Source organism: Pseudomonas sp. TH08 (assembly GCF_016651275.1).
In the GTDB taxonomy this organism is placed as follows: domain Bacteria; phylum Pseudomonadota; class Gammaproteobacteria; order Pseudomonadales; family Pseudomonadaceae; genus Aquipseudomonas.
Genome location: NZ_JAEKEE010000003.1, coordinates 343,340 through 367,074 on the forward strand (window position 1 = coordinate 343,340; position 23,735 = coordinate 367,074).

A 23,735-nucleotide genomic window follows, 5' to 3' on the forward strand; every position below is an offset into this window, starting at 1 on the left:
ATGGAGTTGTACCGATGAAAATGTTTGGCAGGACTCTGCTGACACTGTCCTTAATGGGCGCAATGGTCATGGGCGCCCAAGCCAACGACAAAGTGCTGCGTGTTTATAACTGGTCCGATTACATCGCCCCGGACACCGTCAAGAAGTTCGAAGACGAGACCGGCATCCGCGTGACCTACGATGTCTTCGACAGCAACGAAACCCTTGAGGCGCGTTTGCTGGCGGGCAAATCCGGCTACGACCTGGTCGTGCCGTCGAACAGTTTCCTGGCCAAGCAGATCAAGGCCGGCGTCTATCAGACGCTGGACAAATCGAAGCTGCCGAACTGGAAGAATCTCAACCCGGTGCTGCTGAAAAACGCCGCCGCCAGTGATCCGGATAACGCTCACGCGTTCCCGTACATGTGGGGCTCGATCGGCATCGGTTTTAACCCGGCCAAGGTCAAGGAAGTGCTCGGCGCCAATGCCCCGACCAATTCCTGGGACTTGCTGTTCAAACCGGAAAACGCCGAGAAGCTGAAAGCGTGCGGCATCAGTTTCCTCGATTCGCCGACCGAAATGATCCCGGCCGCCCTGCACTATCTGGGCTATCCGGTGAGCGACAAGGACCCGGCGCACATCAAGGAAGCCGAAGCGCTGTTCATGAAAATCCGCCCGAACGTGGCGTACTTCCATTCCTCGAAGTACATCTCGGATCTCGCCAACGGCAATATCTGTGTGGCGGTCGGCTACTCCGGCGACGTGCTGCAGGCCAAGGCCCGCGCTGTGGAATCGGGTAACGACGTGAAGATCGACTACAGCATTCCCAAGGAAGGCGCCGGCAGCTTTTACGACATGGTCGCCATCCCGCGCGATGCCGCCAACGTCGACAACGCTTACCTGTTCATGGATTTCCTGATGCGCCCGGACATCATCGCCGAGATCACCAACAGCAACGGCTACAGCAACGCCAACTCGGCGGCGACGCCATTGGTGGATGAAGCGATCCGCAACGACCCGGGCTCGTACCCGTCGCAAGCGGTGATGGCGACGCTGTATGCAGTGCCGGATCAGCCGATTGCCACTCAGCGGATCATGACGCGCGGCTGGACCCGGGTGAAACTCGGTAAATGAATTCACTGCCGATCCAAATGCAGGAGTGAGCCTGCTCGCGATAGCGGTGTGTCAGGCGCTCGTGATGTTGAATGTGCTGGCCTCATCGCGAGCAGGCTCACTCCTACAACAGGTCGGTGTTGTGTCTGAAAAAATTTATGATTTCCCGTTCGCGCAGCGCCTTACCACCGCTGCATCCTGCAACTGAACGGCCTCACCTGGCTCCCTCGGCTCAGGTGAACTTCAGGCGCCCTCGGGCGCCTTTTTTTGTGGGCTCAAGCCAGCGGCCAATCCTGCAAAACCCGGTAGCGGCCCTTGTGCGATTCGAACAGGGCAAACCGTTCAGCGCGCAGGAAAAACTCTGCGGGTGTAGCGGATTCCGGCTCCGGGGCTCGGTAGTCCCGAGCCAATGTCAGATGCGGGCGAAACTCACGTGCCGACTCTTCAAAGCCGAACGGCAACATCGCTTGCTCCAGCGCATAAACCAGCCGCAGCAACGCTTGTGGTGCCTGCTCCGGTGCCAACGACAGCACCCCGGAGCGATGCCAGACCTGCAAACGATCCAGCGAAATCCGTAAGGCCTGACCCGGTGTACGCACTTGGCCGGCGGCCTCGCAGACCTCATTGATTTGCGCCAACGGCACCGCACCGAGAAACAGCAGTGTCAGATGAAAATTGTCCGCCGGCACTGGTTTACCGGTTCGCAAGCCCAGATCAGCACGCCACTGAGCAATTGCCTTGCGTTGCGCCGGAGGGCAATCCAACGCAAAAAACAGCCGTTTGCACGGTTCATCCCTGCGCGCTTCATCGATCATGGCCCTGCTCCTTCGCTCATCGTCGTCGGCCCCGATTCTACACAGCCTGATCTGACGACTCGTGGCAGGAAGCTATAGTTCAAGGATTGCCATCAACCGGAGGCTGCCATGCGCGAGATCCTCAGCAAAGAGCCGTGGTGGGCCAGACCGCCGAACCCCGGGCAGAATGAAGCCGAGTTGGAGTGGGGCTGGCTGGTGCATTACAGCGAGGGTGAGCCGCGCTTCGAATTCGTCCGCGAACGCCCGACGGACAAAGAAATCCGCAACCGCAAGAGCTGCCGGGTTACCCCCTCCTCCGAGTGACAACATTCCCTGTAGGAGTGAGCCTGCTCGCGATGGCGGTGGGTCTGACTATGAGGTTTTGAACCTGCAGACGCCATCGCGAGCAGGCTCACTCCTACAGGGATGTGTGCGTGGTTCAGGATTCAAGGATGTTCTTGAACCCGCCAAAGATCATGCGCTGGCCATCAAACCCCATCGGGTTGACGTCCGGTTGCATGCGCGGGTCTTCCATCATTTTCGCCATGCCGGCGTCGCGGGTGGCTTTGTCTGGCCAGATCAGCCAGCCGGACGAAACCGTCTCGCCGTCCTTGAGTTTTACCGCCATCGGGAATGACGTGACTTTGCCCTCCGGCACGTCATCGCCCCAGCACTGAACGACATCCGTTGCACCGTATTCCTTGAACAGTTTCGCGGCGATCTCACAGTGTTTTTTGTACTGCTCACGATTGGCGGTCGGAACCGGTGCAACAAAAATATCGATGTAAGCCATGATTATTCTCCTTGTACGGTGGGTTCGATCTGCTGAGTAGTCGAATCCGGCGGGCGCCATTCGACATTCTCCACGCCCCGTCCGACCGACGGTTCTGCGCCCCCGCCAAGGCTGCTTTCTACTTTCCCGGCCATGTGCAGCGTGCCAGCCATGACCCCGGTGGTCGGGCTCTGCACCAGTTTCAGCCAGGCTTTGTCGAAGGTATTGCCCAGGCTGCTGCGAATCAGCGCCTCGCTGTCGGGGCGGTCATTGGCCTGGAGGATCGCGCGGATGCCCACCACGCCCACCGAGATCAGCCCGCCGACCAGCTTGCCTGCGGCGGCGGCAACGGCGCTGGCAGCACCGCGCGGGGCCATTTCCGCCTCCATTCGCTGGCTGGCTCTTTTCGCTACAGGTGCCATGCCGGCGTCCGTCGAGGCGATGCCCTTGGCGCCGCCGTCGGTGTGGATCTTGTCGATCAGCGCGGCATACGCCGGCAGCGTGTTCAGCGGTTCGGTGCTGATGACCTGAAACAACGATGCATCGCGCGCGGGTGGTGGACCGAGGGAAATGGCCGGGACCTTCTGCAACCGGGCATTGAGCTGCGCAATCGGCACGCTGTGACGCTGGGCGATGATCGGCATCTGCTGCGCCATCAGTTGCGCATAAAACGCTGTGGCCTGGCCAAGGATGGCGTCGGGATCGATCTCCACCGCCACCGGCGCCAGCACCCTTTCCTGATATTGCTCAAGCAGATACGCCGCCAGACGTTTGGCCGATGCGTCCTGTTCGCCGCTGGCGCTCATGGTGTACCAACTGACCTTCATCGACAGCCATTCCTGGGTCCAGTAGCTGCTGAACCACGGGATGAAATTTTCTTCAGTTTGCTCATAGACACGAATGCGCCAATGTTCCATCGAGCCACGGGCGAACAGCTTGACCTGCTCGGTGGACTGCTGCGAGGCGCTGACGATTTCGCGGTCGATCTGCTGCCAGGTTGCGGGCGACACCACCACTGCCGACGCTGGCGCAGGGGCCCGCACCGAAGAGGCGCAGCCGGCCAGCAGAAACAATGCGGCAAGGGCCAGCGCACGCAGGGTCACGGTGGCGGTTTCCTTCAAGTCAGGAGATAGGCAGATTTGAGTATAGGCGCCGGTGATGGGCCGTTTGTCCGGTTGCGGCCCGAATGACGCTTTCGCGAGCAGGCTCGCTCCCACATTTGAAATGCGCTTCCCTGTGGGAGCGAGCCTGCTCGCGAAGAGGCCATCATCCCAACCATCAATGCTGTCGATATACACCATCGCGACGATTGCCTTCCGCACGCCGCCCTCCAAAGGCACGATTGCCCCATCCGAAACGCAACGAGGAGTTCACAGCATGATTCACACCATCGCACTCTCCGTGAGTTTCCCGGTGTTCGGCAACAATTTTTACGACCAGCACGCGGTGTCGCACAAAACCCAGGCACTGGTGTTCAACGAAGATTTCGAAGATTTGCTGATGCCCGCCGCCAGCAATCATTTCAACAATGAAGTGGTCGGCATCAACGATCAGTTCCGCTTTCTGAGCGACATACTCGCCACCCATTTGCTGGACATCGAGGCCTCAGTGCCTGCGCGATCCAGCGTCCGGGCGAGCGCTCATTTTTAACAACAACGGGCGTCCCATTGCGGGGCGCCCTCTTCGGTTCAATCAATCATCATCGCGATCACGGTAACGACGGCCGTCGCGGCGGTCGTCATCGCGGTCATCCCAACGGCGGTCATGGTCGTAATTGCGTCCGTGGTCGCGATCGTAGTGCCGGCCATGACGGTGGTCATCATCAAAATCCGCCACACAGCCACCGAGCAATACGGCGGCGGTTACGGTCAGCAGCATCGTTGTAGCGCGCTTCATTCAACACTTCCCTAAAACCAAGGTCTTGACGACGGAATCGGTCTGCGCTGCCCTCGCCTTCAGGACGCGGTGCGCGCAGCCGCCCATACGACCGGGCAAAAGCGCTTTGATTCAGTGGCCATCGATGACCGTTTATCGCCTTAATCGGCCTGACCGAACAGCGGCGTAATGCCACCTATACTGCTTCTTGACGACACCCACGCAACGGACCTGCGCCCTCAAGAATAAAAAGCAGAGGTGGCACATGGTCTGGCAACAAATCTACGACCCGTTCGGCAACCCGGTGATCTCCACGCTCATGGCCGCCGTACCAGTGGTGGTGATGCTCGCGGCGTTGGCGTTCTTCCACGTCAAGGCGCATCTGGCCGCCCTGCTCGCCCTCGGTTCGGCGCTGCTGATCTCAATTTTCGCCTTCGGCATGCCGGCGAGCATGGCCGGTTCGGCGGCGCTGTTCGGCGCGGCCAACGGCTTGTTGCCGATCGGCTGGATCGTGCTCAACATCATCTTCCTGCATCGCCTGACCACCGAAAACGGCTCGTTCAAAGTGCTGCAGGATTCACTGGCGCGGATCACCGACGATCGACGCTTGCAGTTGCTGTTGATCGCCTTCTGCTTCGGGGCGTTCTTCGAAGGTGCGGCAGGCTTCGGCACGCCTGTGGCGGTGACCGGGGCGATTTTGATCGGCCTGGGATTCTCACCGCTGGCCGCGTCTGGCCTGGCCTTGATCGCCAACACCTCACCGGTGGCCTTCGGTGCGCTCGGCACGCCAATCATCACCCTGGCCAAAGTCACCGGTCTGGATGAAATGGAGCTGTCGATGATGGTCGGTCGGCAACTGCCGTTCTTCTCCGTGCTGGTGCCGTTCTGGTTGATCTGGGCCTTCGCCGGGTGGCGCAAGATGCTGGAGATATGGCCGGCGATTCTGGTGGCCGGGGTCAGCTTCGCCGTGCCGCAATTCCTCGTGTCGAATTACCACGGGCCGATGCTGGTGGATGTGATTGCCGCGCTGATTTCCATGGCGTGCCTGACGCTGTTTTTGAAGGTGTGGAAACCGGCGACGATTCACACCTCGGCGGCGCTGTCGGGGCGCGTCGACAACTCTAAAGTCGAGGAAGCAAAAGTCACCGCCAGCGCTGCGTTCAGCGATCAGGCGCGTCCGGCAGTGATGCGTGCGTGGATGCCGTGGATCATCCTCACCGTGTTTGTGTTTGCCTGGGGCACCCAAGGCTTCAAGAATATTTTCGACGTGCGCCCGGCCATCGATCCGGTCACGCATTCGGCCAAACTCGATCCGCAAGGCAAACCGCTCAACGAGGCCAACCGTATTTTCGCCCCGGCCGTGACCTTCACCACACTGCACCTGCAAGTCGAGAAAGTCCCGCCTGTGGTGCCCGCGCCGAAAGCCGAGGAAGCGGTGTACAAATTCACCTGGTTCACCGCCACCGGCAGCGGAATTCTGCTGGCGGCGATTGTCGGCGGATTGCTGATGGGCTATTCGATCCCGCAACTGATCAAGCAATACCTGCGCACCCTGTGGGTGGTGCGCTTTTCGCTGATCACCATTGCGGCGATGTTGGCGCTGGGGTTCCTCACGCGCTACTCGGGGCTGGACGCGACCATGGGTCTGGCGTTTGCGGCGACGGGGATTTTCTATCCGATGTTCGGCACCTTGCTCGGTTGGCTGGGCGTGGCGTTGACGGGTTCGGATACCGCCTCGAACGTGCTGTTCGGCGGCTTGCAACGAGTGACATCGGAGCAGCTCGGGATCAGCCCGATCCTCATGGCGGCGGCGAACAGTTCAGGCGGGGTGATGGGCAAAATGGTCGATGCGCAATCGATTGTGGTCGCCTCCACCGCAACCCGCTGGTATGGGCATGAAGGCGAAATTTTGCGCTATGTGTTCTTCCACTCGATTGTGCTGGCAATACTGGTCGGCGGGTTGGTGACCTTGCAGGCGTATGTGGCGCCGTTCACCCATATGGTGGTTGGCGGACACTGACCCCAACCCGCGTAGGCGCTGCCGAAGGCTGCGATTTTTTGATCTTGTTTTTTACAATCAGAGGATCGCAGCCTTCGGCAACTCCTACAGAGGACAAGTTGATTGATGAGCTGTGCGCATAACTTTATAGCGAAAATCCGCAAAAACCTTTTCCTTTCTCCAGCAGTCACTCGTAGAACGAGACTGGCAAGCATGCCGGCGTGCCTCAGCGGCCCATTCACAACCCTGCTGCCCTGATGAAGAGAGAACAGGAATCGAACCATGACGATTTCCCGACGCAAATTTTTGATCCTCGGCGCCGTCACCGCGACGGCGTTCGCGATGCCACCGTTCATCAGCCTCAAGGCCTATGCGGCCAATCTGGAGCAACCGGCCATGAGCAAAGTAACCATCAACGTCAACGGTAAACCACGGGCGTTAGAGGTCGACAATCGCACCACTCTGCTCGACGCTTTGCGCGAAAACCTGCACCTGACGGGCACTAAAAAAGGCTGTGACCACGGCCAGTGCGGCGCTTGCACGGTGATCGCCGACGGTCGGCGGATCAACGCCTGCCTGACCCTGGCGGTGATGCACGAAGGCAGCGCGATCACCACCATCGAAGGCCTCGGCATGCCCGACAGCTTGCACCCGATGCAAGCCGCGTTCATCAAACACGATGGCTATCAGTGCGGTTATTGCACGCCCGGGCAGATCTGTTCGGCGGTCGCTGTCATCAAGGAAATCCGCGACGGCATTCCCAGTCATGTCAGCGCCAGTCTGACTGAGCCGCCACAACTGATCGCCGCTGAGTTTCAGGAACGCATGAGCGGCAATATCTGCCGGTGCGGTGCCTACTCGAACATCATCGAAGCCATCAGCGAAGTCGCGGAGGTGCCGGCATGAGACCGTTCAATTACCACCGCGCCGACTCGCCTGCCGCAGCCGCCGCGCTAGCCGCTCAAATAGACGGTGCGAAGTTCATTGCCGGCGGCACTAACCTGCTCGATTTGATGAAGCTCGACATCGAAACTCCGCTGCAACTGATTGACGTCAACCACTTGGGGCTGGATCAGATCGAAGCCACAGCCGAGGGTGGCTTGCGCATCGGCGCGTTGGTGCGCAATACCGATCTGGCCGCCGACAGCCGCGTCCGAAAAGACTACGCCCTGCTTTCGCGCGCCTTGCTGGCCGGCGCTTCCGGCCAGTTGCGCAATATGGCGAGCACCGCCGGCAACCTGCTGCAACGCACACGCTGCCCGTACTTTTATGACGTCAACCAGGCCTGCAACAAACGCAAACCCGGCAGCGGTTGCGCAGCGATTGGCGGGGTCAGCCGGCAACTGGGAATCATCGGCGTCAGTGACGCGTGCATCGCCACTCACCCCAGCGACATGGCCATCGCCATGCGTGCGCTCGATGCACAGATAGAAACGGTGAAACCTGACGGCAGCACTCGCCGCATCGCCATGGTCGATTTTCATCAATTGCCGGGCACCACGCCGAATGTCGAAACCAGCCTCACCCCCGGCGAATTCATCACCGCCGTGACCTTGCCCGCACCGCTCGGTGGCACGCACATTTATCACAAGGTGCGCGATCGCTCGTCTTATGCGTTCGCGCTGGTCTCGGTCGGTTTGATTGTGCAAAAGGACGGCACCGGCCGCGTCGCCGTCGGCGGCATCGCACCAAAACCGTGGCGGGTCGAAGCCGCTGAAGCGCTGCTGCCCGACGGCGCGAAAGCCGTCAGCGAACGTCTGCTCGATGGCGCTACGCCCACCCACGACAACCAATTCAAACTGACCCTGGTCGAGCGCACGCTCGGTTCGGTGTTGGCGCAAGCGAGGGAGCAGGCATGAAATTCGATACGCCCGCCACTACCAACCCGATCGACCAATTGAAGGTCATCGGCAAACCCACCGACCGCATCGAAGGCCCGCTGAAGACCAGCGGGCAGGCGCCCTACGCTTACGAACAGCACGAAGCCTTGGCCAATCAGGCTTACGGTTTCATGGTCGGCTCAGCGATTGCCAAAGGCCGCATCAACAACCTTGACGTTGAGCAGGCCAAAGCCGCGCCCGGTGTGCTGGCCATCGTCACGGCGGCCAATGCTGGCAAGCTCGGCAAAGGCAAATACAACGCTGCGCATTTGTTGGCCGGGCCAGACATCCAGCATTACCACCAGGCTGTCGCGCTGGTAGTTGCCGAGACATTCGAACAGGCCCGCGCCGCTGCGCAAATGGTCAAGGTCGATTACATTGCCGCCAAAGGTCAATTCGATCTGGCCAGCGTGCGCGACCAGGGCGTCGAGCCGAAAGAAGAACTGCCCGACGTCAGTCACGGCGACTTCTCCAAGGCTTTCGCCGCCGCGCCAGTGCAGTTTGATCAGACCTACACGACGCCGGATCAGTCCCACGCGATGATGGAGCCGCACGCCACGCTGGCGGCGTGGAAAGGCGATCAACTGACGCTGTGGACGTCGAATCAGATGATCGCCTGGAGCGTCGACGACATCGCCACCACCCTCGGTTTACCCAAGGAAAATGTCCGGCTGATTTCGCCCTACATCGGCGGGGGGTTCGGCGGCAAACTGTTTGTGCGCGCGGATGCCATTCTCGCCGCCCTGGGCGCACGCATGGCCGGCAGACCGGTAAAGGTCGCCCTCGCCCGTCCACAAATGGCCAACAACACCACGCATCGCCCCGCCACCATTCAGCGCATCCGTATGGGCGCGACGGCGGACGGCAAACTCACGGCAATCGCGCATGAGGGCTGGTCGGGCAATCTCGCCGATGGCAAAGTCGAGGTCGCCGCGCAGCCCAGCCAATTGCTGTACGCCGCCGCGAATCGGCAGGTCAGCATGCGCCTCGCACCGCTCGACCTGCCGGAAGGCAATTCCATGCGCGCACCCGGCGAGACCCCGGGGTTGATGGTGCTGGAGATCGCCATGGATGAAATGGCCGAGCAGTTGAAACTCGATCCGATTCAGTTCCGTATCCTCAACGACACCCAGGTCGACCCGGTAAAAACCGAGCGGCCGTTTTCCCAACGACGCTTGATTGAATGCCTGCAAACCGGTGCCGACAAGTTCGGCTGGAGCCAGCGCAATGCACAACCGGGTATGCGCCGCGAAGGGCGTTGGTTGATCGGCATGGGCGTGGCAGCGGCCATTCGCAACAACCTGCTGATCAAGTCCGGCGCGCGGGTGCGACTGGAGCGCGACGGCAAGGTTACGGTGGAAACCGACATGACCGATATCGGCACCGGCAGTTATACGATCATCGCGCAGACAGCCGCCGAGATGATGGGCGTTGAACTGAAGGATGTGACGGTACATCTGGGCGATTCGAGCTTCCCGGTGTCCTCCGGTTCCGGTGGCCAATTCGGCGCCAACTGCTCGACCGCCGGGGTGTACGCCGCGTGCATGAAACTGCGTGAGGCCGTGGCAACGAAACTGGGCATGACCGGCGGTGAAGTCGAATTCGCCGAGGGTCAGGTGCGCGCCGGCGGCAAGACTCTGCCGCTGCGTGATGCGGCAAAAAATGGCGCCGTCGAGGCCGAGGACAGCATCGAATTCGCCGACCTCGCCAAGCAGTATCAGCAGTCGACTTTCGGTGCGCATTTCGTTGAAGTGGCGGTGGATGCGGCGACCGGTGAAGTCCGCGTGCGACGCATGCTCGCGGTGTGTGCGGCGGGCCGGATTCTCAACCCCAAAGCAGCACGCAGTCAGGTGATTGGCGCAATGACCATGGGCGTCGGCGCGGCGTTGATGGAGGAGTTGGCGGTGGACAAGCAGCTTGGCTTTTTCGTCAACCATGATCTGGCGGGGTACGAGGTCCCGGTGCATGCCGACATCCCGCATCAAGAGGTGATTTTCCTCGATGAGACCGACCCGATTTCCTCGCCGATGAAGGCCAAGGGTGTCGGCGAACTGGGCATTTGCGGCGTCAGTGCGGCGGTGGCCAATGCAATCTACAACGCCACCGGAGCACGGGTGCGGGATTACCCGATCACCCTCGACAAAATCCTCTCTTCATTGCCGGAGATGATCTGAAACGCCCCTGTAGGAGCTGCCGCAGGCTGCGATCTTTTGATCTTGTTTTTTAAACATCAAAATCAAAAGATCGTCCGATCGCCGCCCGAGCCTGCCGCTGCTCCTACAGTGGGTATTGTGTTTCGCTAACCTGCTCCATCCACTCCACGACGTTACCGTCGAGCACTTCAGCAATTGCAATATGCGTCATCGCCGTCGTCGGCAGTGCGCCATGCCAATGTTTGGCACCCGGCGCAATCCATACGGTATCACCCGGACGGATTTCCCTGACCGGCTGACCCCACTCCTGCACAAAACCAGCCCCGGCAGTCACGATCAACGTCTGCCCCAGCGGATGCGTATGCCACGCCGTCCGCGCACCCGGTTCGAAGGTCACGGTGGCGCCGCTGACTCGCGCCTCATCAGAACCCTTGAATGGCGCGTCGACGCGCACCGTGCCAGTGAACCAATCCGCCGGGCCACGGGCCGAAGGTTGAGAACCATTGGGTATCACGGTCACACGCGGATTTTCATTGGCTTGAACTTCGCCGGCCAGCAGGGAAAGCGTCAGCGCGGAAGCGGTTAGCGGATTCATGACAAGTCCTCCAGAGTTTCGCCAAACCCGTGCGGCACCGCCTACACGGGACATGCGTTCACTTTACCGGTCGGTACTCTGCGAATAATCGACTAGAATTCGAAAAAACTTATGCAGGACACTCATCAATGCTTCGCGAAAACGCCACCGACCTGCTCGCCTTTCTTGCCGTGGCACGCGAGCGCAGCTTTACCAAAGCCGCCGCCAAGCTCGGCGTTTCGCAATCGGCGCTCAGTCACACCATTCGCGCCCTCGAAGCCCGCTTGGGGCTGCGCCTGCTGACCCGTACCACCCGCAGCGTCTCGCCCACCGAGGCCGGCGAACACCTGATGCAGACCATCGGCCCGCGTTTCGAAGAGATCGAACTGGAACTGGCGGCCCTGAGCACTCTGCGCGAAACACCGGCGGGCAAAATCCGCATCAATGCTACTGACCATTCGCTGGACTGGTTGTTGCGCCCGGTACTTAAGGCGTTTTTGCCGAAGTACCCGGATATTGCCGTCGAAGTCAGCTGCGACTACGGTTTTGTCGACATCGCTGGTCAGGGTTTCGACGCCGGCATTCGTTTGGGCGAAGACGTTGCGCAGGGCATGATTGCCACTCGCATCGGGCCGGACATGCGCATGGCGGTGGTTGGCTCACCCGGTTATTTCGCCCGCCGCCCCGCCCTGAAAACCCCACGTGAGCTGACCGACCACGCTTGCAACAATCTGCGTCTGCCCACCAATGGCGGGCTCTACAGCTGGGAGTTCGAGAAAGATGGCGAAAGCCTGAAAGTGCGGGTGTCCGGGCAAATCATCCTGAACGGCGTCTACCCGTTGCTCGACGCCGCGCTGGACGGATTCGGCCTGAGCTATATACCGGAGAATATCGTCGCGCCGTATCTGGCCGACGGCCGCCTGGTGCAAGTGCTGGAAGATTGGTGCCCGACCTTCGCCGGTTACCACCTTTACTACCCGAGCCGGCGCCAGGCCGCACCGGCATTCGCGTTGTTGCTGGAGGCGTTGCGGCATCGCGGATAAGTCACCAGAGGGCTTTGGTGTACGTCAGCAAAATCCGCGTTTCATCGGCATCACGACTGAACGACGAGCGATACGAAGCGTTGCGCAGGCGCAAGGCGAGGTCCTTGAATGTGCCGCTCTGAATGACGTATTTCACCTCGGTATCACGCTCCCACTCGGCGCCTCGGCTACTGGCGACTTGCGCGTGATCGCCGTCGATGTAGCGGCTCATGAACGTCAGCCCGGGAATGCCTGAATGTTCGAAATCGTAGTCATAACGCACCTGCCTTGAACGCTCCTGTGCTTCGGCGAAATCGCCGATCTGTGCGTAGTTGACCAGATACGCGTCACTGCCTTCGATGTACGGAAACGCGTTGTTGCCGATCATCGCCTGATAACCGACGCTGATTTTGTGCCCGTCAGCGGCGTAACCAAACAAGCCGTTGAGCGACTGGTTGCTGATTTTTCCGGCCTTGGCCGCGCCCTGACTTTCACTGGAGAAGAAGCGCAGATCGCTGCTCACCGTGCCCCCGGCCATCGGCCGCGTATCGGTCAGTCCGAGATAGTGCTGATCGTAGACATCGCTCAATGCCGCGTAGTGATAACTGACCTTTAGCGTATCGCTGAGCTGACGCTCGACACCGAGCATATTCAGATGCGCACCCTGCGCATTGGTGGCAAATCGATTGTTTTTGTTGTTCAGCGCAATCGGTTCGTAACTCGTGTCGTTGCGGCCCTTGACCCGATCCAGTTGGCCGGCCGTCAGCACCATGCCGGGCAGGTCTTGCGACACCACCAGCGCACCACGAAACGTCTGCGGCAAAATCATCCCGTCCTGCGGTCGCAGTGTCGGCAGGACCGGAATCAGCGCACCGGCCTTCAGCTCGGTTTTCGATAATCTGACCTTGGCCGTCACGCCCAGTTTGCCGTACTCACGGGCCGCACGCCCGTCGCTGCGTACGGGCAACAGACCACTGCCGGCGCGGTCCGGACTGGAGTCGAGACGCACGCCGACCATACCCAGTAAATCCAGACCGAAGCCCAGCATGCCGGGGGTATAACCGGATTCGAAGTTGAACATCAATCCCTGCGCCCACTCTTCGCGTTTGGACTGTTGCGTTGACGGTCCATTTCGAAAGTCACGATTGAAGTAAACGTTGCGGGTTTCGAACGAAGCGTGGGAATCGGCGAAGAGGTCCGCGTGAACCCAACCGCTGAAAATGGCGAGCAACAGCAATCCATTGCGCATTCCGAACTGAGTGAATTCAGGCATGACGACACCTGTGAAGTATTCATGGAAGGTTCAGGCGCCCCGCAACCCTTGTAGAAGTGAGCCTGCTTGCGATAGCGCAATTGCAGTCACGAAAAATGTTGAGTGCACAACCTCCATCGCGAGCAGACTCACTCCTGCAAGGGATAACCGGGCGTCAGAAAGGTCTGGCGAGCAGTGCGATCAGCCGTTCACCGAATAGCGTCAGCGCCACCCCCAGCAACACCACCACTGCGCCAGCAATCTTGATTGACGCCGCCGGGCGCACCGCTGCACCGAGCCAGCCGAAGTGATCAATCGCCACCGACGACAACAGTTGCCCGGCGATCACCAACACCAACAAGTTCGCCAGTCCAATGCGTGGCGCCAGCCATACGGTGCAAAAAATCGCGCCGGCGCCGAGGATGCCGCCCACCAGCCGCCAGCCGGGTTGCGCAGGAATGACGCTCAACGCATCGCCCAATCCACCCCGCAGACATGCCAGCACACCGAGTACGAACATGCCGCTGAGAAACGAGTAGAACGCTGCTGCCAGTGTGTTGCCGCTCATGGCCCCGGCCAATTGACTGTTCACCGCCGCTTGCACGGCAATTGCCACACCGGCCAGCAAGGCCAGAAAAAAGACATCAGGATCATGACCGGCCACCTCTCAGTGTGAGTGCAATGGAGCGAAGTGCTCCGCGAAGGGATCGGGGCTGTAGCCAGCTGCGGCAAACAGATGACTGCGCGATTCCTCAGTGGCTCGATGCAGTTGCTCACGATCCACGCCCAACACCACACCAGCCTGTTTGCGGATGCGCCCGGCGATGATCACAGTGTCGATGTCGCCTCGTTCCGCCGCATGCACCACGGTGCCCAAGGCATTGCTCGACGGGTACACGCTGAGGTTGTCGGTGCGAATCAGCACGATGTCGGCCTGTTTGCCCGGCGTGAGGCTGCCGATGCGCGTTTCGAGGCCTGCACACGCGGCGCCATCGAGGGTCGCCGCTTTGAGCAGTTGTGCTGCACTGACCAGTTCCGGTGCTTGCTGGCCATGAAAACGTGCGGTATGCGCCGCTGCACGTTGCAGGTAAAACGCCACGCGCATTTCACCGAACATGTCGCCGCCATAGGAGCTTTCGTTGTCGACGCTGAGGCCCGGATTCATGCCGTGATCTACAGCTTTCTGCCAGGCGAAAACGCCGTCCTCCAGACCGTAGTGGGCATCGGAGCGCGGGCAGACATTCACCTTTACCCCGGCGCGGCGCAGGATTGACCAGCCCTGATCCGGCAGGCAGGTGCAGTGATTGAAGATGTTGTCCGGTCCCAGCAGTCCCTCTTCGTTCAAGGCTTCAAGCTCCGCCGCCATTGCGGCGCCGAAGAACTCGGTAACGATGGGCAGACCCAGCTCACGGGCGACCGCCCATTGTTCGCGGTCGATCTGCGCCATCATCGCCAGCGTCACCAGTGAATCGGGCGAACCGGCATATTTGTCCTTGATGCGGCGCAGATCACCCGGCCATTGCACAGACTCCCACTCACCCGACAAAGGCGCGCCCGGCGCATGCACGGCGCGGATACCGGCATCGTGCAAGGCATCGATGGCCGCATCAGAATGCGCGCCGCTGCGAGCGTTATGGGAGTTATCGATGAACGTGGTGATGCCGGCGTTGATCGCGCCCAATGCAGTCAACAGATTGCCGACGTACATATCCTGCGGGCGGTAATATTTGGCGAACGAGAAATGCGTGGCGTTGCAGTAATCTTCCAGGGACTGCGAATTGGGATTGATCCGGCGCAACTGCCCTTCCCACGCGTGGCGATGGGTATCGACCATGCCCGGGATCACAATCATGCCTTTGGCGTCGATCACTTCGGCATCCGGCGCTTCAAGCCCTGTACCGACCTGGAGAATTTCCGTACCGCGAATCAGCACGTCGCCTTCGATGAAATTGCCCAATCGCTCGTCCTTGGTGATCACGGTGCCGCCCTTGATCAACAGCAATCGCTGCGCGTCGGGCAATGGCGCGAGCGCGGAAGTCAGAACATCGAAATAGGTATTGAATGACATGAAAGGCTCCTCGACAGGGGTTGGCACACTGGCCTGTAGCCGCATTGTCTGACTGGAAGCCTTTATTTAGAATACTGAAACACCTACAAACATTATGAAGCTGAGAATACATAATGCGTGATCAAGAGTTTGGCCATCTGCGGGCGTTTTTCGCCGTCGCACGCGAGCGTAATTTTTCTCGCGCTGCGCAATCGCTGGGGGTTTCGCCTTCAGCGCTGAGCCAGACCATCAAAGGTCTGGAGGAACGTCTTGGCGTGCGTCTGCTCAACCGCACTACGCGCAGCGTTTCCACCACCGAGGCTGGCGGCAAACTGTTCGAGCGGCTGGGAGAGGTTTTTGCCGATCTGGAGTCGGCACTGGAACAGCTCAATGATTACCGCGACACGCCAGTAGGCACCCTGCGCATCTGTGCGCCGCAGGTGGCGATGCTGCATTTCATTCAGCCGATACTGCCGGCGTTTCAAGCAGCCTATCCGGACATCAAACTCGAGCTGACCACCGATGACAGCACCGCCGACATCGTCGCCCAGGGTTTTGATGCGGCGATCCGCCTGGGAGAATTCATCGAACAGGACATGTTTGCGCTCAAGCTCAGCGAGCCGTTGACGCAAATCGCCATCGCCTCGCCACACTACCTGCAAGGCAAACAACGCCCGCAGGAACCTGCCGATCTGTTACAACACCGTTGCGTGAACTGGCGCCGCTCTGGCGAAACCGGTTTGTACAAATGGCGGTTTTTCCGCGACGGTCTGCCGTTCGAACTGAGCGTGAAAGGTTCGCTGGTGGTGAGTGACTGCGCCGTTGCCATGCAATCGGCGCTGGATGGTTTAGGCATCACGGTGTGGATCCGTGAATGGATCAAAGACGAACTGGACAGCGGCGCACTGGTGGCATTGCTGGAAGAGTGGTCAACGCCCTTCCCCGCGTTTTACCTGTACTACCCCAGCAACCGGCAGATGTCGTCGGCATTGCAGGCATTCATCGGCGCCCTGCGTAACGCGCATTAAGCAGCGCTGGCACCACGCATCGGCGCAAACGCTTCAGCGCCGCCATAGAGCAACGCTTTGGCGCCTAGGGTCAGCAGCGATAAAAACGCGAACAGCAGGCCACACCAGATCGTGCCCGGCAGCCCCCAGGTGTCGATGAACACCCCGCCGATCCACGAGCCCAGGGCAATCCCGGCGTTGGCCGCCGACACGTACAAACTGGTGGCGAACGAATGCGCTTCAGGTGCGGTGCCGGTCAGCCACATCTGCGTGATGATCATGCCGCTGGTATGAATGGCGCCCCACAGCAACACGATCAACAACATCGAACCTACCGAAGCGCTGCCGAAGCTGGCCAGAATCAGGTAAGCGATGCTCAGCAGAATTGGAAATGACAGCGCCGTCGCCACCAGATGATTCGCCAGGGCACGTCCGGCCAACAAATTGCCGAGTACCCCGCCGACACCGAAAATCACCAGGAGGAAACTGATGGTTTCACCGTCCAGACCTGTCTGGTTCTTCAGGTATTCAGCGGCATAGCTGTACACCGAGAACTTGGCGGTGAACACCAGCACTGTCGCAATGATCGCCAGCCAGACCGGCGGCTTTTTCAAGATTGATAACTGGCTGGAGAAACTCTCCGGCGCCGCTTTCTGGTGTGGCAATTTCAGCAGCAAACCAAGCCCGGCCAGCAATGTCGCCACCGCGCAAAACAGGATCGACGCTTCATAGGAAAAACGCCCCGCCAGCCATGCGGTGAGCGGCACGCCAAACACAAGTCCCAGCGTTGTGCCGATGAACGCCGTGGTAGTTGCGTGGGTTGCGCGCTCCTTGGGGTACAACGAAATCGCTGCCGCAAACGCTGCCGAGAAGAACACCGGATGCAACATCGCCGGCAGTACACGCAGCGCCATCAACGTCGAATAGGTCGGCGCGTAAGCGGAGAAAACACTGCACAACGAGAAACACAACAGCGCTCCGACCAGCACCTTCTTGCGCTCGAAACGAGAAAAGACCAACACCAGAAATGGCCCGCAAACAGCGACGATGAAGGCGAACAGGCTCATCAACAACCCGGCTTGGGCGACGCTGACGGCGAAACGCTCGACGATCAGCGGCAGGATGCCGACCACGCCAAGTTCCAGGGTGTACAGCCCGAAAAGGCCGAGAATGATAAAAGGCATGACAGACATGGGATGCGGAGAACGGCTCATAAAAACTCACACACTGAAAGTGAACAACACACGGCCCCTTGTTGGAGCCGGCAGGCCAGCGCCAACAAGGCTTTCATGGATGGGCGTCAGGGCTTGCTGAAATCAACCACAACCTTGCCAAACGCGCCGCGATTGAGATGAGCGAACGCTTCGCGCACCTGATCGAAGGCATAGGTCGCATCGATTACCGGTTTGATCCCGTGGTGGTCGATCATCCGCACCATGTCCTCGAATGCGCGACGTGGGCCGACGGCCACCGCGACAATCGAGGCACGGCTGCCGAGCAGCGGCATGATCGGCGTGCGCAATTCGTCAGAGTCGAGCAGGCCGATAATCGACACCCGACCGCCAGGTACGACCGCTTGCAGGGAGCGCCCGAGATTGTCGCCGCCGGCCATTTCCAGAATGTGATCGGCGCCGCGTCCCTCGGTCAGTTCCAGCACTGCGCTGTGCCATTGGGGTGTAGTCGTGCGATTGATGCCGTGGGTAGCACCGAGCGCGATGGCCTGGGCGATTTTCTCGTCACTGCTGCTGGTGACGATCACTTTGGCACCGCTGGCAGCCGCCAGTTGTACGGCGAAAAGCGAAACGCCGCCCGTGCCCTGCACCACCACCGTTTGCCCGGTGTGCAAATGGCCGAGTTCGATCAATGCCATCCATGCCGTCAGTGCGGCTATCGGCAACGTACTCGCTTCGACGGCGCCAAGGTGTTTGGGTGCGCGAACGCACCATTCAGCCGGGGTCACCACGTATTCAGCCAACATGCCCGGAATCGGCCCGCCCTGGGTTGGCATTTCCGCCCACGTCTTGGGATTACCGTCGATCCAGTTGGTAATGTAAGTGGAGATCACTCGCTCACCGACAGCAAAACGAGTCACGCCCTCACCCACCGCAACCACGGTGCCGGCCATGTCCGAGGCGGGCGTGAAGGGGAACTTCAGCGCTGCCGTCATGCCGTTTTCTACCACTTGGGTATCGCGATAATTAAGCGAGACGGCTTCGATTTTCACCAGAATCTCCCCGGCTTTCGGGGTTGGACGCGCTGCCTGAACCAGGCTGAGGTTATCGAGGCCAAACGCGGAAATTTCCCAACGCTGCATTGAGTCAGACATGACAATAATCTCGGTAGTGGACTGTGGCGCTGATAGTAAAAGCTGCCACTTACCGAGATTAAGCAGGTCTGCGTTCCGGTACTTACGGACAATTTTTTCCGTAATGGCTAAGGTAAAGTGAGCACCTGCGCAGGCATTGAGAATCGTCATGGACAGCTTGAACACGTTGAGCGTTTTTGTGTCGGTAGCCGAAACCCGCAGTTTCGTCGCGACGGGACGTCTGTTCGGGGTCTCCGCGTCAGCCATCGGTAAAAGCATCACGCGTCTGGAGGAGCGTTTCGGCGTGCGGTTGTTCAATCGCAGCACGCGCAGTGTCATGCTGACCGAGGACGGCACGCGACTGCTTGAACGCAGTTTGCGCATCCTCGGTGAAATCGCAGCCGCTGAAGAGGAGTTTTCTCAGACCCACGCCACACCCCGTGGCCGCCTCAAAATCAGTTTGCCACTGGTGGGCGAGCCGTTTTTACCAGTGCTGGCACAATTCAAGAAAACCTATCCGGCAGTAGATCTTGATCTGACTTTCGATGACCGAAGGGTGGATGTGATTGAGGAAGGCTACGACGCGGTGTTGCGCGCCGGAGAGGTGCCGGACTCCAGTCTGACCTCACGCCTGATCGGCAGTTATCGGATGATTCTGGTGGGCGCTCCGAGCTACTTTCAGACGCATGGCGAGCCACAACAGGCTACGGATCTGCTCAGCCATTCGTGCATTCAGTTTCGCTTTCCCAACACCGGCAAGCTACAGGTCTGGCCCTTGCGCGAAGCTGGCCAGGAAGTCGATCTGCAACTACCGACCTCAATGGTCTGCAACAACCTCGAAGCACGGATCTGTTTTGCACTGCGAGGTATTGGTATTGCCTACCTGCCGGACTTTTGCGTCAGTGACGCCTTGGCATGCGGGCAGTTGCAACGCATCCTGCCCGACTGTTCGGAAACCGGCGTCTACCGAATCATGTGGCCCTCGGGCAAGCATCCACAGTTGAAACTGAGAGTGTTTATTGACTTTCTCAAAGAGCATCTGTTTCCCGCGCAAACATCAACCTAACCCACCAACGCAATCAATTGCTGGCGCTGCGCATCCGTCAGCATAGGCCCGAACCCGGCGCCGGCATTGTCAGCCATGTAGCGCGGATTGCTCGTTCCCGGAATGACACACGTCACTGCCGGGTGCGAGAGCAAAAACTTCAGCGCCAATTGCGGCCAACTGTTGACTTGTACATCCGACACCCACGCTGGCAGCGGCTTGCCCTTGAGGCGCGCGAGCAAGCCACCGCCGCCGAACGGCCGGTTGCAGATCACCGCTACGCCGCGCTCACGGCACAACGGCAGGATGCGTTTCTCCACACCACGGTCATCGAGGGCGTAGTTGATTTGCAGAAAGTCGATTTTTTCAGCCTGCAACACCGCTTCCACTTCATCGTAAGCCGAGGGCGTGTAATGGGTGATGCCGATGTAGCGGATGCGCCCCTGCTCTTTCCAATCGCGCAGAGTGGGCAGATGAGTTTGCCAGTCGAGCAGGTTGTGGATCTGCATCAAGTCGATGCGATCGGTGCGCAGCAGGCTGAAGGATTTTTCCATCTGCGCAATGCCCTCCTCGCGCCCGCGCGTCCATACCTTGGTGGCCAGGAAGGCCGGCGAGCGCGGTTCGTGGATCGACAGCAACTCACCGGTGGTCTCTTCGGCGCGGCCATACATCGGCGAACTGTCGATCAGGGTGCCACCCTTCCTGAACAACTCGTCGAGCACCGCTGGCAGTTGTTTATAGGCTGTGTCACCGGGCGCGACATCGAAGCCGCGGTAGGTGCCCAGCCCTATCAGGGGCAGCAACTCGGAGCTGGAAGGGATGGCGCGGGTCTGCATGGTCTGGCCTCCTGAGGCGCTCGGCAACGTGGCAGTGGCCAGCGCCCGGTCAAACGTGAAAACTACCGAAACGCCGGCAGCCAGCGTGAGCAGTCGGCGGCGCGAGTACCCTTCAGTGTGGTGCATGCTGGTGACCCCGTTGCGTGGATCTGTTGCATGTTGTGTGCGCAGGCAGTCTGGCCTGACCGCTGGACTACACTGCGACAGCACACCTTCATACCCGTTAAAAGTAGCCGAATGTCCCGAACCCTGATGTCACTCGTCGTATTGATCGTCGCCGTGTACCTGGCGCTGTGTGCGGCGCTGTTCTTTTTTCAGCGCTCATTGATCTATTTTCCGCAGCCTGCCGCCGTCGATTCTGCACAGTCTCGGCTGAAGCTATCGATGCCCGACGCAGAGATCTGGGTGTCCACGCGCGAACGCGTCGGGGCGCGGGCGCTGATCTATTTCGGCGGCAATGCCGAAGACGTCTCGCGCAACCCGCCGGAGTTCGCCGCAGCGTTTCCCGATTACGCGTTGTATTTCCTGCATTACCGTGGCTTCGGTGGCAGCGGCGGTTCGCCTTCCGAGGAGTCGATTGCCGAGGATGCGCTGGCGCTGTTTGATCAGGTGTACGCCAGCCATCCGCAGGTTGCCGTCATCGGGCGCAGCCTCGGCTCGGGCGTCGCGGTGCGCCTGGCCAGTCAGCGGCCGGTGGAAAAACTGATTCTGGTGACGCCGTACAACAGCCTCGAAGAAATCGCCGTGAAACAGTATCCGTGGGTGCCGGTGAAATGGTTGCTCAAGGATCGCTACGAGTCGGGCAAATACGCCGCGCATCTTCGCGTGCCAACGTTGCTGCTGGCCGCGAGTGACGACGAGGTGATTGCGCGGGACAGTACGCAACGCTTGCTGGAGAACTTCCCCAAAGGCGTGGCGACGCTGAAGATTGTGCCGAATTCAGGGCATAACTCGATTTCGGACCGTGTGCAGTATCTGGAATGGATGGGGGAAGTGTTGAATCGCTGATGAGGGTTTGCCTGTACTTTTTGTGTTGGCTGGGCGGGCGCCATCGCTGGCAAGCCAGCTCCCACAGTGTTTGCGGTGAACACAGTTTTTTGTGGACGACTCCATACCCTGTGGGAGCTGGCTTGCCAGCGATAGCGCCAGACAAACCACCGCCCATGTCCCTGAATCGTCGCTCCGCCCCTTGAACCAAGTCCCGAATCCCCAGTCCTACCCGCGCCGCTTTCTGCGGTTCACTCAACTTTTGCGCTGTCCTCCTTCAGAGCTGCCCGTCTCATGCGCCACGCCGTTCGCTCGTCTCGCCTGGTTTCGCTGTGCCTGCTGATCCTTTCGCCCCTGTTAGCTGAAACCGCGCATGCCGGCGCGGAGCGCCAACTGGTGGCTGCCATCAATGACTATCGCGCCCACCCGCAACGCTGCGATCGGCGCCCCGTGCAACGCCTGGCGCCGTTGGCGCTGAAGTCGAACCTCGCCTTGCCGGTCGGCTATCGCTATGGCGGTGGCTTGCGCGAAGCACTGAAGTCGTCCGGTTACTCGGCGGTGGCGGTGCGCAGCATCCGCATTGTCGGGGCGCAGGATGCCGAAGAGGCTTTCGACCTGCTGCAAAGCGACTATTGCGGCGCGCTGCTCGATGCGACCTACGCCGACATCGGCATCAGTCGCACTCGCAGCGAATGGCAAGTGGTACTGGCGCAACCGGTGCTCGACAGTCGTGTGGCGGATAACCGCAGCGTCGGCAAAGCGTTGCTCGCCGAAGTCAACGCCGCGCGCGCGCGACCAAGAATGTGCGGGCGCCAGCGTTTCGCCGCAACACGACCGCTGAGCTGGAATGCTGCACTGGGCGCAGCGGCTCAGGGCCACAGTAAAGCCATGGCGTACGGCAATTACTTCGCCCACCGTGATCCGGACGGTGACTTGCCGGCAGATCGCGCCAGAGCAGCGGGTTTTCGCGGCCGGCAGATCGGCGAAAATATCGCCGCCGGACAGAGTTCACCAGGCAAGGCGATGGCCGGCTGGCTGGCCAGTCCCGGGCATTGCGCCAATCTGATGAACCCGATGTTCACCCAGGTCGGGGCCGGGTTTGCCAGTGAGGCGCGCAGTGATGAAGGGGTTTACTGGACGATGCTGTTCGGCGCGCCCTGACCGGCCGCGCCAAGTCCCAGTTTCAGCAACTCCTTGCGCAGTATTGAGGGTTTCAGCACAGCCATTCCCGCCTGCCAGTCGAGTGGCAATAACTGATTGAGCTTTTGTTGGCTGACGTCGGCAGGCGCCAGCAAACAGCTTTTCCGGTCGCGAATGCTGATGAGGTTCAGCAGCCAGTCTTCGCCCTGCTTCGCCATCCAGTGGCTCATCGTCGTCCGGTGTTTTTGCAACAACGCATCGGCATCCCACACGGTCATTTGCGCAAAGATCTGCGGCAGATTGCTTTCGGGTTTCATCCGTTTCAAATCAACTGCCAATGCACCGACAAGGTCTGATTCGATACTGGCCTGGCATTCGAGGAAATACTGCTCGGGCCAGTCTTTCGTCAGTTTCGCCCGTGGCGCGAGGTCGGCGTAGGCGTCGATGTCCGCTGGCGTGGTCATCTGGCTGGTGAAATTCAGGGTGTTGTCGAGAATCGCGGTGGCCAGGAGCGCGGCGCTTGGCTGACTGATTCGATGCAGCAAGTCGGCCGCCAGCCAGCGCTGAAATACCTGAGTCGCCGCTGCGCCGATCGGGCGGATGTCGGCGGCTAAACCAAGTTTCTTTGCCCAATAATCTTCGTTACCCGGATGATGGTCGATGACTTCCACGACCTGATCGAGCACGACCATTGGATCAAAGTGGTGATAGTCGGAAACGTCGACCAAGACAAATTCGTCGCCGGGCATCGGTGCCGCGTCGTGCAAGAAATTGCCCCAACCGCGCACGGTGCTGGAAACACTGGCGTTGGGTTTTGCGCTACTCACGGCGCGGGCGGGAATGCCTTGCAGATTGAGCAATTCTGCGTAGGCAATGCAGCAGGCGTAGGCGTCGATGTCCAGATAGGACGCGCCAGAAGTGATGATTTTCATGGGCTGGCAACATCACACATTTCC

The 23,735-nt window shown here is 60.0% G+C and carries 24 protein-coding genes; 12 read left to right on the forward strand and 12 right to left on the reverse strand.

Annotated elements, in window-relative coordinates:
- Window positions 1–14: 14 nt before the first annotated feature.
- The gene (locus tag JFT91_RS14845; RefSeq protein ID WP_201232854.1) at window positions 15–1,112 is read left to right on the forward strand and encodes a polyamine ABC transporter substrate-binding protein; all 1,098 of its coding nucleotides are present in this window, start codon (window positions 15–17) and stop codon (window positions 1,110–1,112) included.
- Window positions 1,113–1,366: 254 nt separating this feature from the next.
- On the opposite strand, the gene thpR is transcribed toward JFT91_RS14845, so the two are convergent.
- Window positions 1,367–1,906 (reverse strand): RNA 2',3'-cyclic phosphodiesterase, encoded by a 540-nt coding sequence (thpR, locus tag JFT91_RS14850; protein WP_201202574.1) that lies wholly within the window; start codon window positions 1,904–1,906, stop codon window positions 1,367–1,369.
- A 108-nt stretch (window positions 1,907–2,014) separates the two neighbouring features.
- Between thpR and JFT91_RS14855 the strand changes: the two genes are divergently transcribed.
- Window positions 2,015–2,209, forward strand: coding sequence for a hypothetical protein (locus JFT91_RS14855; protein WP_201202572.1), 195 nt, complete (start codon window positions 2,015–2,017; stop codon window positions 2,207–2,209).
- Window positions 2,210–2,324: 115 nt separating this feature from the next.
- Here the strand turns inward: JFT91_RS14855 and JFT91_RS14860 are convergent, their stop codons facing one another.
- Together JFT91_RS14860 and JFT91_RS14865 are read right to left on the reverse strand one after the other, a co-directional pair.
- Window positions 2,325–2,678, reverse strand: coding sequence for a DUF1428 domain-containing protein (locus JFT91_RS14860; RefSeq protein WP_201226986.1), 354 nt, complete (start codon window positions 2,676–2,678; stop codon window positions 2,325–2,327).
- A 2-nt stretch (window positions 2,679–2,680) separates the two neighbouring features.
- Complete coding sequence (locus JFT91_RS14865) at window positions 2,681–3,760, reverse strand: hypothetical protein (protein WP_201232855.1); 1,080 nt, start codon at window positions 3,758–3,760, stop codon at window positions 2,681–2,683.
- Between the two features lie 274 nt (window positions 3,761–4,034).
- Between JFT91_RS14865 and JFT91_RS14870 the strand changes: the two genes are divergently transcribed.
- Window positions 4,035–4,307, forward strand: coding sequence for a hypothetical protein (locus JFT91_RS14870; protein ID WP_201233226.1), 273 nt, complete (start codon window positions 4,035–4,037; stop codon window positions 4,305–4,307).
- Window positions 4,308–4,349: 42 nt separating this feature from the next.
- Here JFT91_RS14870 and JFT91_RS14875 read toward each other — a convergent pair whose 3' ends face one another.
- Window positions 4,350–4,553 carry a hypothetical protein gene (locus JFT91_RS14875; protein WP_201202566.1) on the reverse strand — a complete coding sequence of 68 codons (204 nt, stop codon included), beginning with the start codon at window positions 4,551–4,553 and terminating at the stop codon, window positions 4,350–4,352.
- A gap of 244 nt (window positions 4,554–4,797) precedes the next feature.
- Between JFT91_RS14875 and JFT91_RS14880 the strand changes: the two genes are divergently transcribed.
- The 4 genes from JFT91_RS14880 to paoC all read left to right on the forward strand — a co-directional run bounded on the left by JFT91_RS14880 (window position 4,798) and on the right by paoC (window position 10,585).
- Entirely contained in the window at window positions 4,798–6,552 is a 1,755-nt protein-coding gene (locus tag JFT91_RS14880) for an L-lactate permease (RefSeq protein WP_201232856.1), read from the forward strand.
- Between the two features lie 261 nt (window positions 6,553–6,813).
- The gene (paoA, locus tag JFT91_RS14885) at window positions 6,814–7,437 is read left to right on the forward strand and encodes an aldehyde dehydrogenase iron-sulfur subunit PaoA (protein WP_201226989.1); all 624 of its coding nucleotides are present in this window, start codon (window positions 6,814–6,816) and stop codon (window positions 7,435–7,437) included.
- Complete coding sequence (locus JFT91_RS14890; protein ID WP_201232857.1) at window positions 7,434–8,390, forward strand: FAD binding domain-containing protein; 957 nt, start codon at window positions 7,434–7,436, stop codon at window positions 8,388–8,390. Before paoA ends, JFT91_RS14890 begins: the two co-directional genes overlap by 4 nt.
- Window positions 8,387–10,585, forward strand: a complete 2,199-nt coding sequence (paoC, locus tag JFT91_RS14895) for an aldehyde oxidoreductase molybdenum-binding subunit PaoC (protein WP_201232858.1) — start codon at window positions 8,387–8,389, stop codon at window positions 10,583–10,585. The genes JFT91_RS14890 and paoC overlap by 4 nt, the downstream gene beginning before the upstream one ends.
- A gap of 103 nt (window positions 10,586–10,688) precedes the next feature.
- Here paoC and JFT91_RS14900 read toward each other — a convergent pair whose 3' ends face one another.
- Window positions 10,689–11,159 (reverse strand): (R)-mandelonitrile lyase, encoded by a 471-nt coding sequence (locus JFT91_RS14900; protein WP_201232859.1) that lies wholly within the window; start codon window positions 11,157–11,159, stop codon window positions 10,689–10,691.
- Window positions 11,160–11,287: 128 nt separating this feature from the next.
- Here JFT91_RS14900 and JFT91_RS14905 point away from each other — a divergent pair, with 128 nt between their 5' ends.
- Complete coding sequence (locus JFT91_RS14905) at window positions 11,288–12,181, forward strand: LysR family transcriptional regulator (RefSeq protein ID WP_201232860.1); 894 nt, start codon at window positions 11,288–11,290, stop codon at window positions 12,179–12,181.
- Window position 12,182: 1 nt separating this feature from the next.
- Here JFT91_RS14905 and JFT91_RS14910 read toward each other — a convergent pair whose 3' ends face one another.
- The 3 genes from JFT91_RS14910 to JFT91_RS14920 all read right to left on the reverse strand — a co-directional run bounded on the left by JFT91_RS14910 (window position 12,183) and on the right by JFT91_RS14920 (window position 15,480).
- Window positions 12,183–13,433, reverse strand: a complete 1,251-nt coding sequence (locus JFT91_RS14910; protein WP_201232861.1) for an OprD family porin — start codon at window positions 13,431–13,433, stop codon at window positions 12,183–12,185.
- 154 nt (window positions 13,434–13,587) lie between these two features.
- Window positions 13,588–14,076 carry a DMT family transporter gene (locus JFT91_RS14915; RefSeq protein ID WP_201232862.1) on the reverse strand — a complete coding sequence of 163 codons (489 nt, stop codon included), beginning with the start codon at window positions 14,074–14,076 and terminating at the stop codon, window positions 13,588–13,590.
- 3 nt (window positions 14,077–14,079) lie between these two features.
- Window positions 14,080–15,480, reverse strand: coding sequence for an amidohydrolase family protein (locus JFT91_RS14920; protein ID WP_242489279.1), 1,401 nt, complete (start codon window positions 15,478–15,480; stop codon window positions 14,080–14,082).
- Between the two features lie 113 nt (window positions 15,481–15,593).
- Between JFT91_RS14920 and JFT91_RS14925 the strand changes: the two genes are divergently transcribed.
- Window positions 15,594–16,487: a LysR family transcriptional regulator gene (locus JFT91_RS14925; protein WP_201232863.1), complete on the forward strand. Its 894-nt coding sequence runs from the start codon at window positions 15,594–15,596 to the stop codon at window positions 16,485–16,487.
- On the opposite strand, the gene JFT91_RS14930 is transcribed toward JFT91_RS14925, so the two are convergent.
- Together JFT91_RS14930 and JFT91_RS14935 are read right to left on the reverse strand one after the other, a co-directional pair.
- Window positions 16,484–17,650, reverse strand: a complete 1,167-nt coding sequence (locus tag JFT91_RS14930; protein ID WP_242489280.1) for an MFS transporter — start codon at window positions 17,648–17,650, stop codon at window positions 16,484–16,486. The genes JFT91_RS14925 and JFT91_RS14930 overlap by 4 nt on opposite strands.
- 116 nt (window positions 17,651–17,766) lie before the next feature.
- The gene (locus JFT91_RS14935; protein ID WP_201232865.1) at window positions 17,767–18,792 is read right to left on the reverse strand and encodes a zinc-dependent alcohol dehydrogenase family protein; all 1,026 of its coding nucleotides are present in this window, start codon (window positions 18,790–18,792) and stop codon (window positions 17,767–17,769) included.
- Window positions 18,793–18,940: 148 nt separating this feature from the next.
- Here JFT91_RS14935 and JFT91_RS14940 point away from each other — a divergent pair, with 148 nt between their 5' ends.
- Window positions 18,941–19,837, forward strand: coding sequence for a LysR family transcriptional regulator (locus tag JFT91_RS14940; RefSeq protein ID WP_201232866.1), 897 nt, complete (start codon window positions 18,941–18,943; stop codon window positions 19,835–19,837).
- Here JFT91_RS14940 and JFT91_RS14945 read toward each other — a convergent pair.
- Complete coding sequence (locus tag JFT91_RS14945) at window positions 19,834–20,778, reverse strand: aldo/keto reductase (RefSeq protein WP_201202558.1); 945 nt, start codon at window positions 20,776–20,778, stop codon at window positions 19,834–19,836. The genes JFT91_RS14940 and JFT91_RS14945 overlap by 4 nt on opposite strands.
- 111 nt (window positions 20,779–20,889) lie before the next feature.
- Between JFT91_RS14945 and JFT91_RS14950 the strand changes: the two genes are divergently transcribed.
- Window positions 20,890–21,660, forward strand: a complete 771-nt coding sequence (locus JFT91_RS14950; protein ID WP_201232867.1) for an alpha/beta hydrolase — start codon at window positions 20,890–20,892, stop codon at window positions 21,658–21,660.
- Window positions 21,661–21,933: 273 nt separating this feature from the next.
- Window positions 21,934–22,800 carry a CAP domain-containing protein gene (locus JFT91_RS14955; RefSeq protein WP_201232868.1) on the forward strand — a complete coding sequence of 289 codons (867 nt, stop codon included), beginning with the start codon at window positions 21,934–21,936 and terminating at the stop codon, window positions 22,798–22,800.
- Here the strand turns inward: JFT91_RS14955 and JFT91_RS14960 are convergent.
- Window positions 22,770–23,711 carry a DHH family phosphoesterase gene (locus tag JFT91_RS14960; protein ID WP_201232869.1) on the reverse strand — a complete coding sequence of 314 codons (942 nt, stop codon included), beginning with the start codon at window positions 23,709–23,711 and terminating at the stop codon, window positions 22,770–22,772. The genes JFT91_RS14955 and JFT91_RS14960 overlap by 31 nt on opposite strands.
- Window positions 23,712–23,735 lie beyond the last annotated feature (24 nt).

Bases quoted from the DNA above. Each gene is read 5' to 3' on its own strand.
- paoC (WP_201232858.1), top strand. From the start codon at position 8,387: ATGAAATTCGATACGCCCGCCACTACCAACCCGATCGACCAATTGAAG.
- JFT91_RS14955 (WP_201232868.1), top strand. From the start codon at position 21,934: ATGCGCCACGCCGTTCGCTCGTCTCGCCTGGTTTCGCTGTGCCTGCTG.
- JFT91_RS14890 (WP_201232857.1), top strand. From the start codon at position 7,434: ATGAGACCGTTCAATTACCACCGCGCCGACTCGCCTGCCGCAGCCGCC.
- JFT91_RS14930 (WP_242489280.1), bottom strand. From the start codon at position 17,650: ATGCCTTTTATCATTCTCGGCCTTTTCGGGCTGTACACCCTGGAACTT.
- paoA (WP_201226989.1), top strand. From the start codon at position 6,814: ATGACGATTTCCCGACGCAAATTTTTGATCCTCGGCGCCGTCACCGCG.
- JFT91_RS14870 (WP_201233226.1), top strand. From the start codon at position 4,035: ATGATTCACACCATCGCACTCTCCGTGAGTTTCCCGGTGTTCGGCAAC.
- JFT91_RS14935 (WP_201232865.1), bottom strand. From the start codon at position 18,792: ATGTCTGACTCAATGCAGCGTTGGGAAATTTCCGCGTTTGGCCTCGAT.
- thpR (WP_201202574.1), bottom strand. From the start codon at position 1,906: ATGATCGATGAAGCGCGCAGGGATGAACCGTGCAAACGGCTGTTTTTT.
- JFT91_RS14950 (WP_201232867.1), top strand. From the start codon at position 20,890: ATGTCCCGAACCCTGATGTCACTCGTCGTATTGATCGTCGCCGTGTAC.
- JFT91_RS14945 (WP_201202558.1), bottom strand. From the start codon at position 20,778: ATGCACCACACTGAAGGGTACTCGCGCCGCCGACTGCTCACGCTGGCT.
- JFT91_RS14940 (WP_201232866.1), top strand. From the start codon at position 18,941: ATGGACAGCTTGAACACGTTGAGCGTTTTTGTGTCGGTAGCCGAAACC.
- JFT91_RS14910 (WP_201232861.1), bottom strand. From the start codon at position 13,433: ATGCCTGAATTCACTCAGTTCGGAATGCGCAATGGATTGCTGTTGCTC.
- JFT91_RS14875 (WP_201202566.1), bottom strand. From the start codon at position 4,553: ATGAAGCGCGCTACAACGATGCTGCTGACCGTAACCGCCGCCGTATTG.
- JFT91_RS14920 (WP_242489279.1), bottom strand. From the start codon at position 15,480: ATGTCATTCAATACCTATTTCGATGTTCTGACTTCCGCGCTCGCGCCA.
- JFT91_RS14925 (WP_201232863.1), top strand. From the start codon at position 15,594: ATGCGTGATCAAGAGTTTGGCCATCTGCGGGCGTTTTTCGCCGTCGCA.
- JFT91_RS14845 (WP_201232854.1), top strand. From the start codon at position 15: ATGAAAATGTTTGGCAGGACTCTGCTGACACTGTCCTTAATGGGCGCA.
- JFT91_RS14900 (WP_201232859.1), bottom strand. From the start codon at position 11,159: ATGAATCCGCTAACCGCTTCCGCGCTGACGCTTTCCCTGCTGGCCGGC.
- JFT91_RS14860 (WP_201226986.1), bottom strand. From the start codon at position 2,678: ATGGCTTACATCGATATTTTTGTTGCACCGGTTCCGACCGCCAATCGT.
- JFT91_RS14880 (WP_201232856.1), top strand. From the start codon at position 4,798: ATGGTCTGGCAACAAATCTACGACCCGTTCGGCAACCCGGTGATCTCC.
- JFT91_RS14960 (WP_201232869.1), bottom strand. From the start codon at position 23,711: ATGAAAATCATCACTTCTGGCGCGTCCTATCTGGACATCGACGCCTAC.
- JFT91_RS14855 (WP_201202572.1), top strand. From the start codon at position 2,015: ATGCGCGAGATCCTCAGCAAAGAGCCGTGGTGGGCCAGACCGCCGAAC.
- JFT91_RS14905 (WP_201232860.1), top strand. From the start codon at position 11,288: ATGCTTCGCGAAAACGCCACCGACCTGCTCGCCTTTCTTGCCGTGGCA.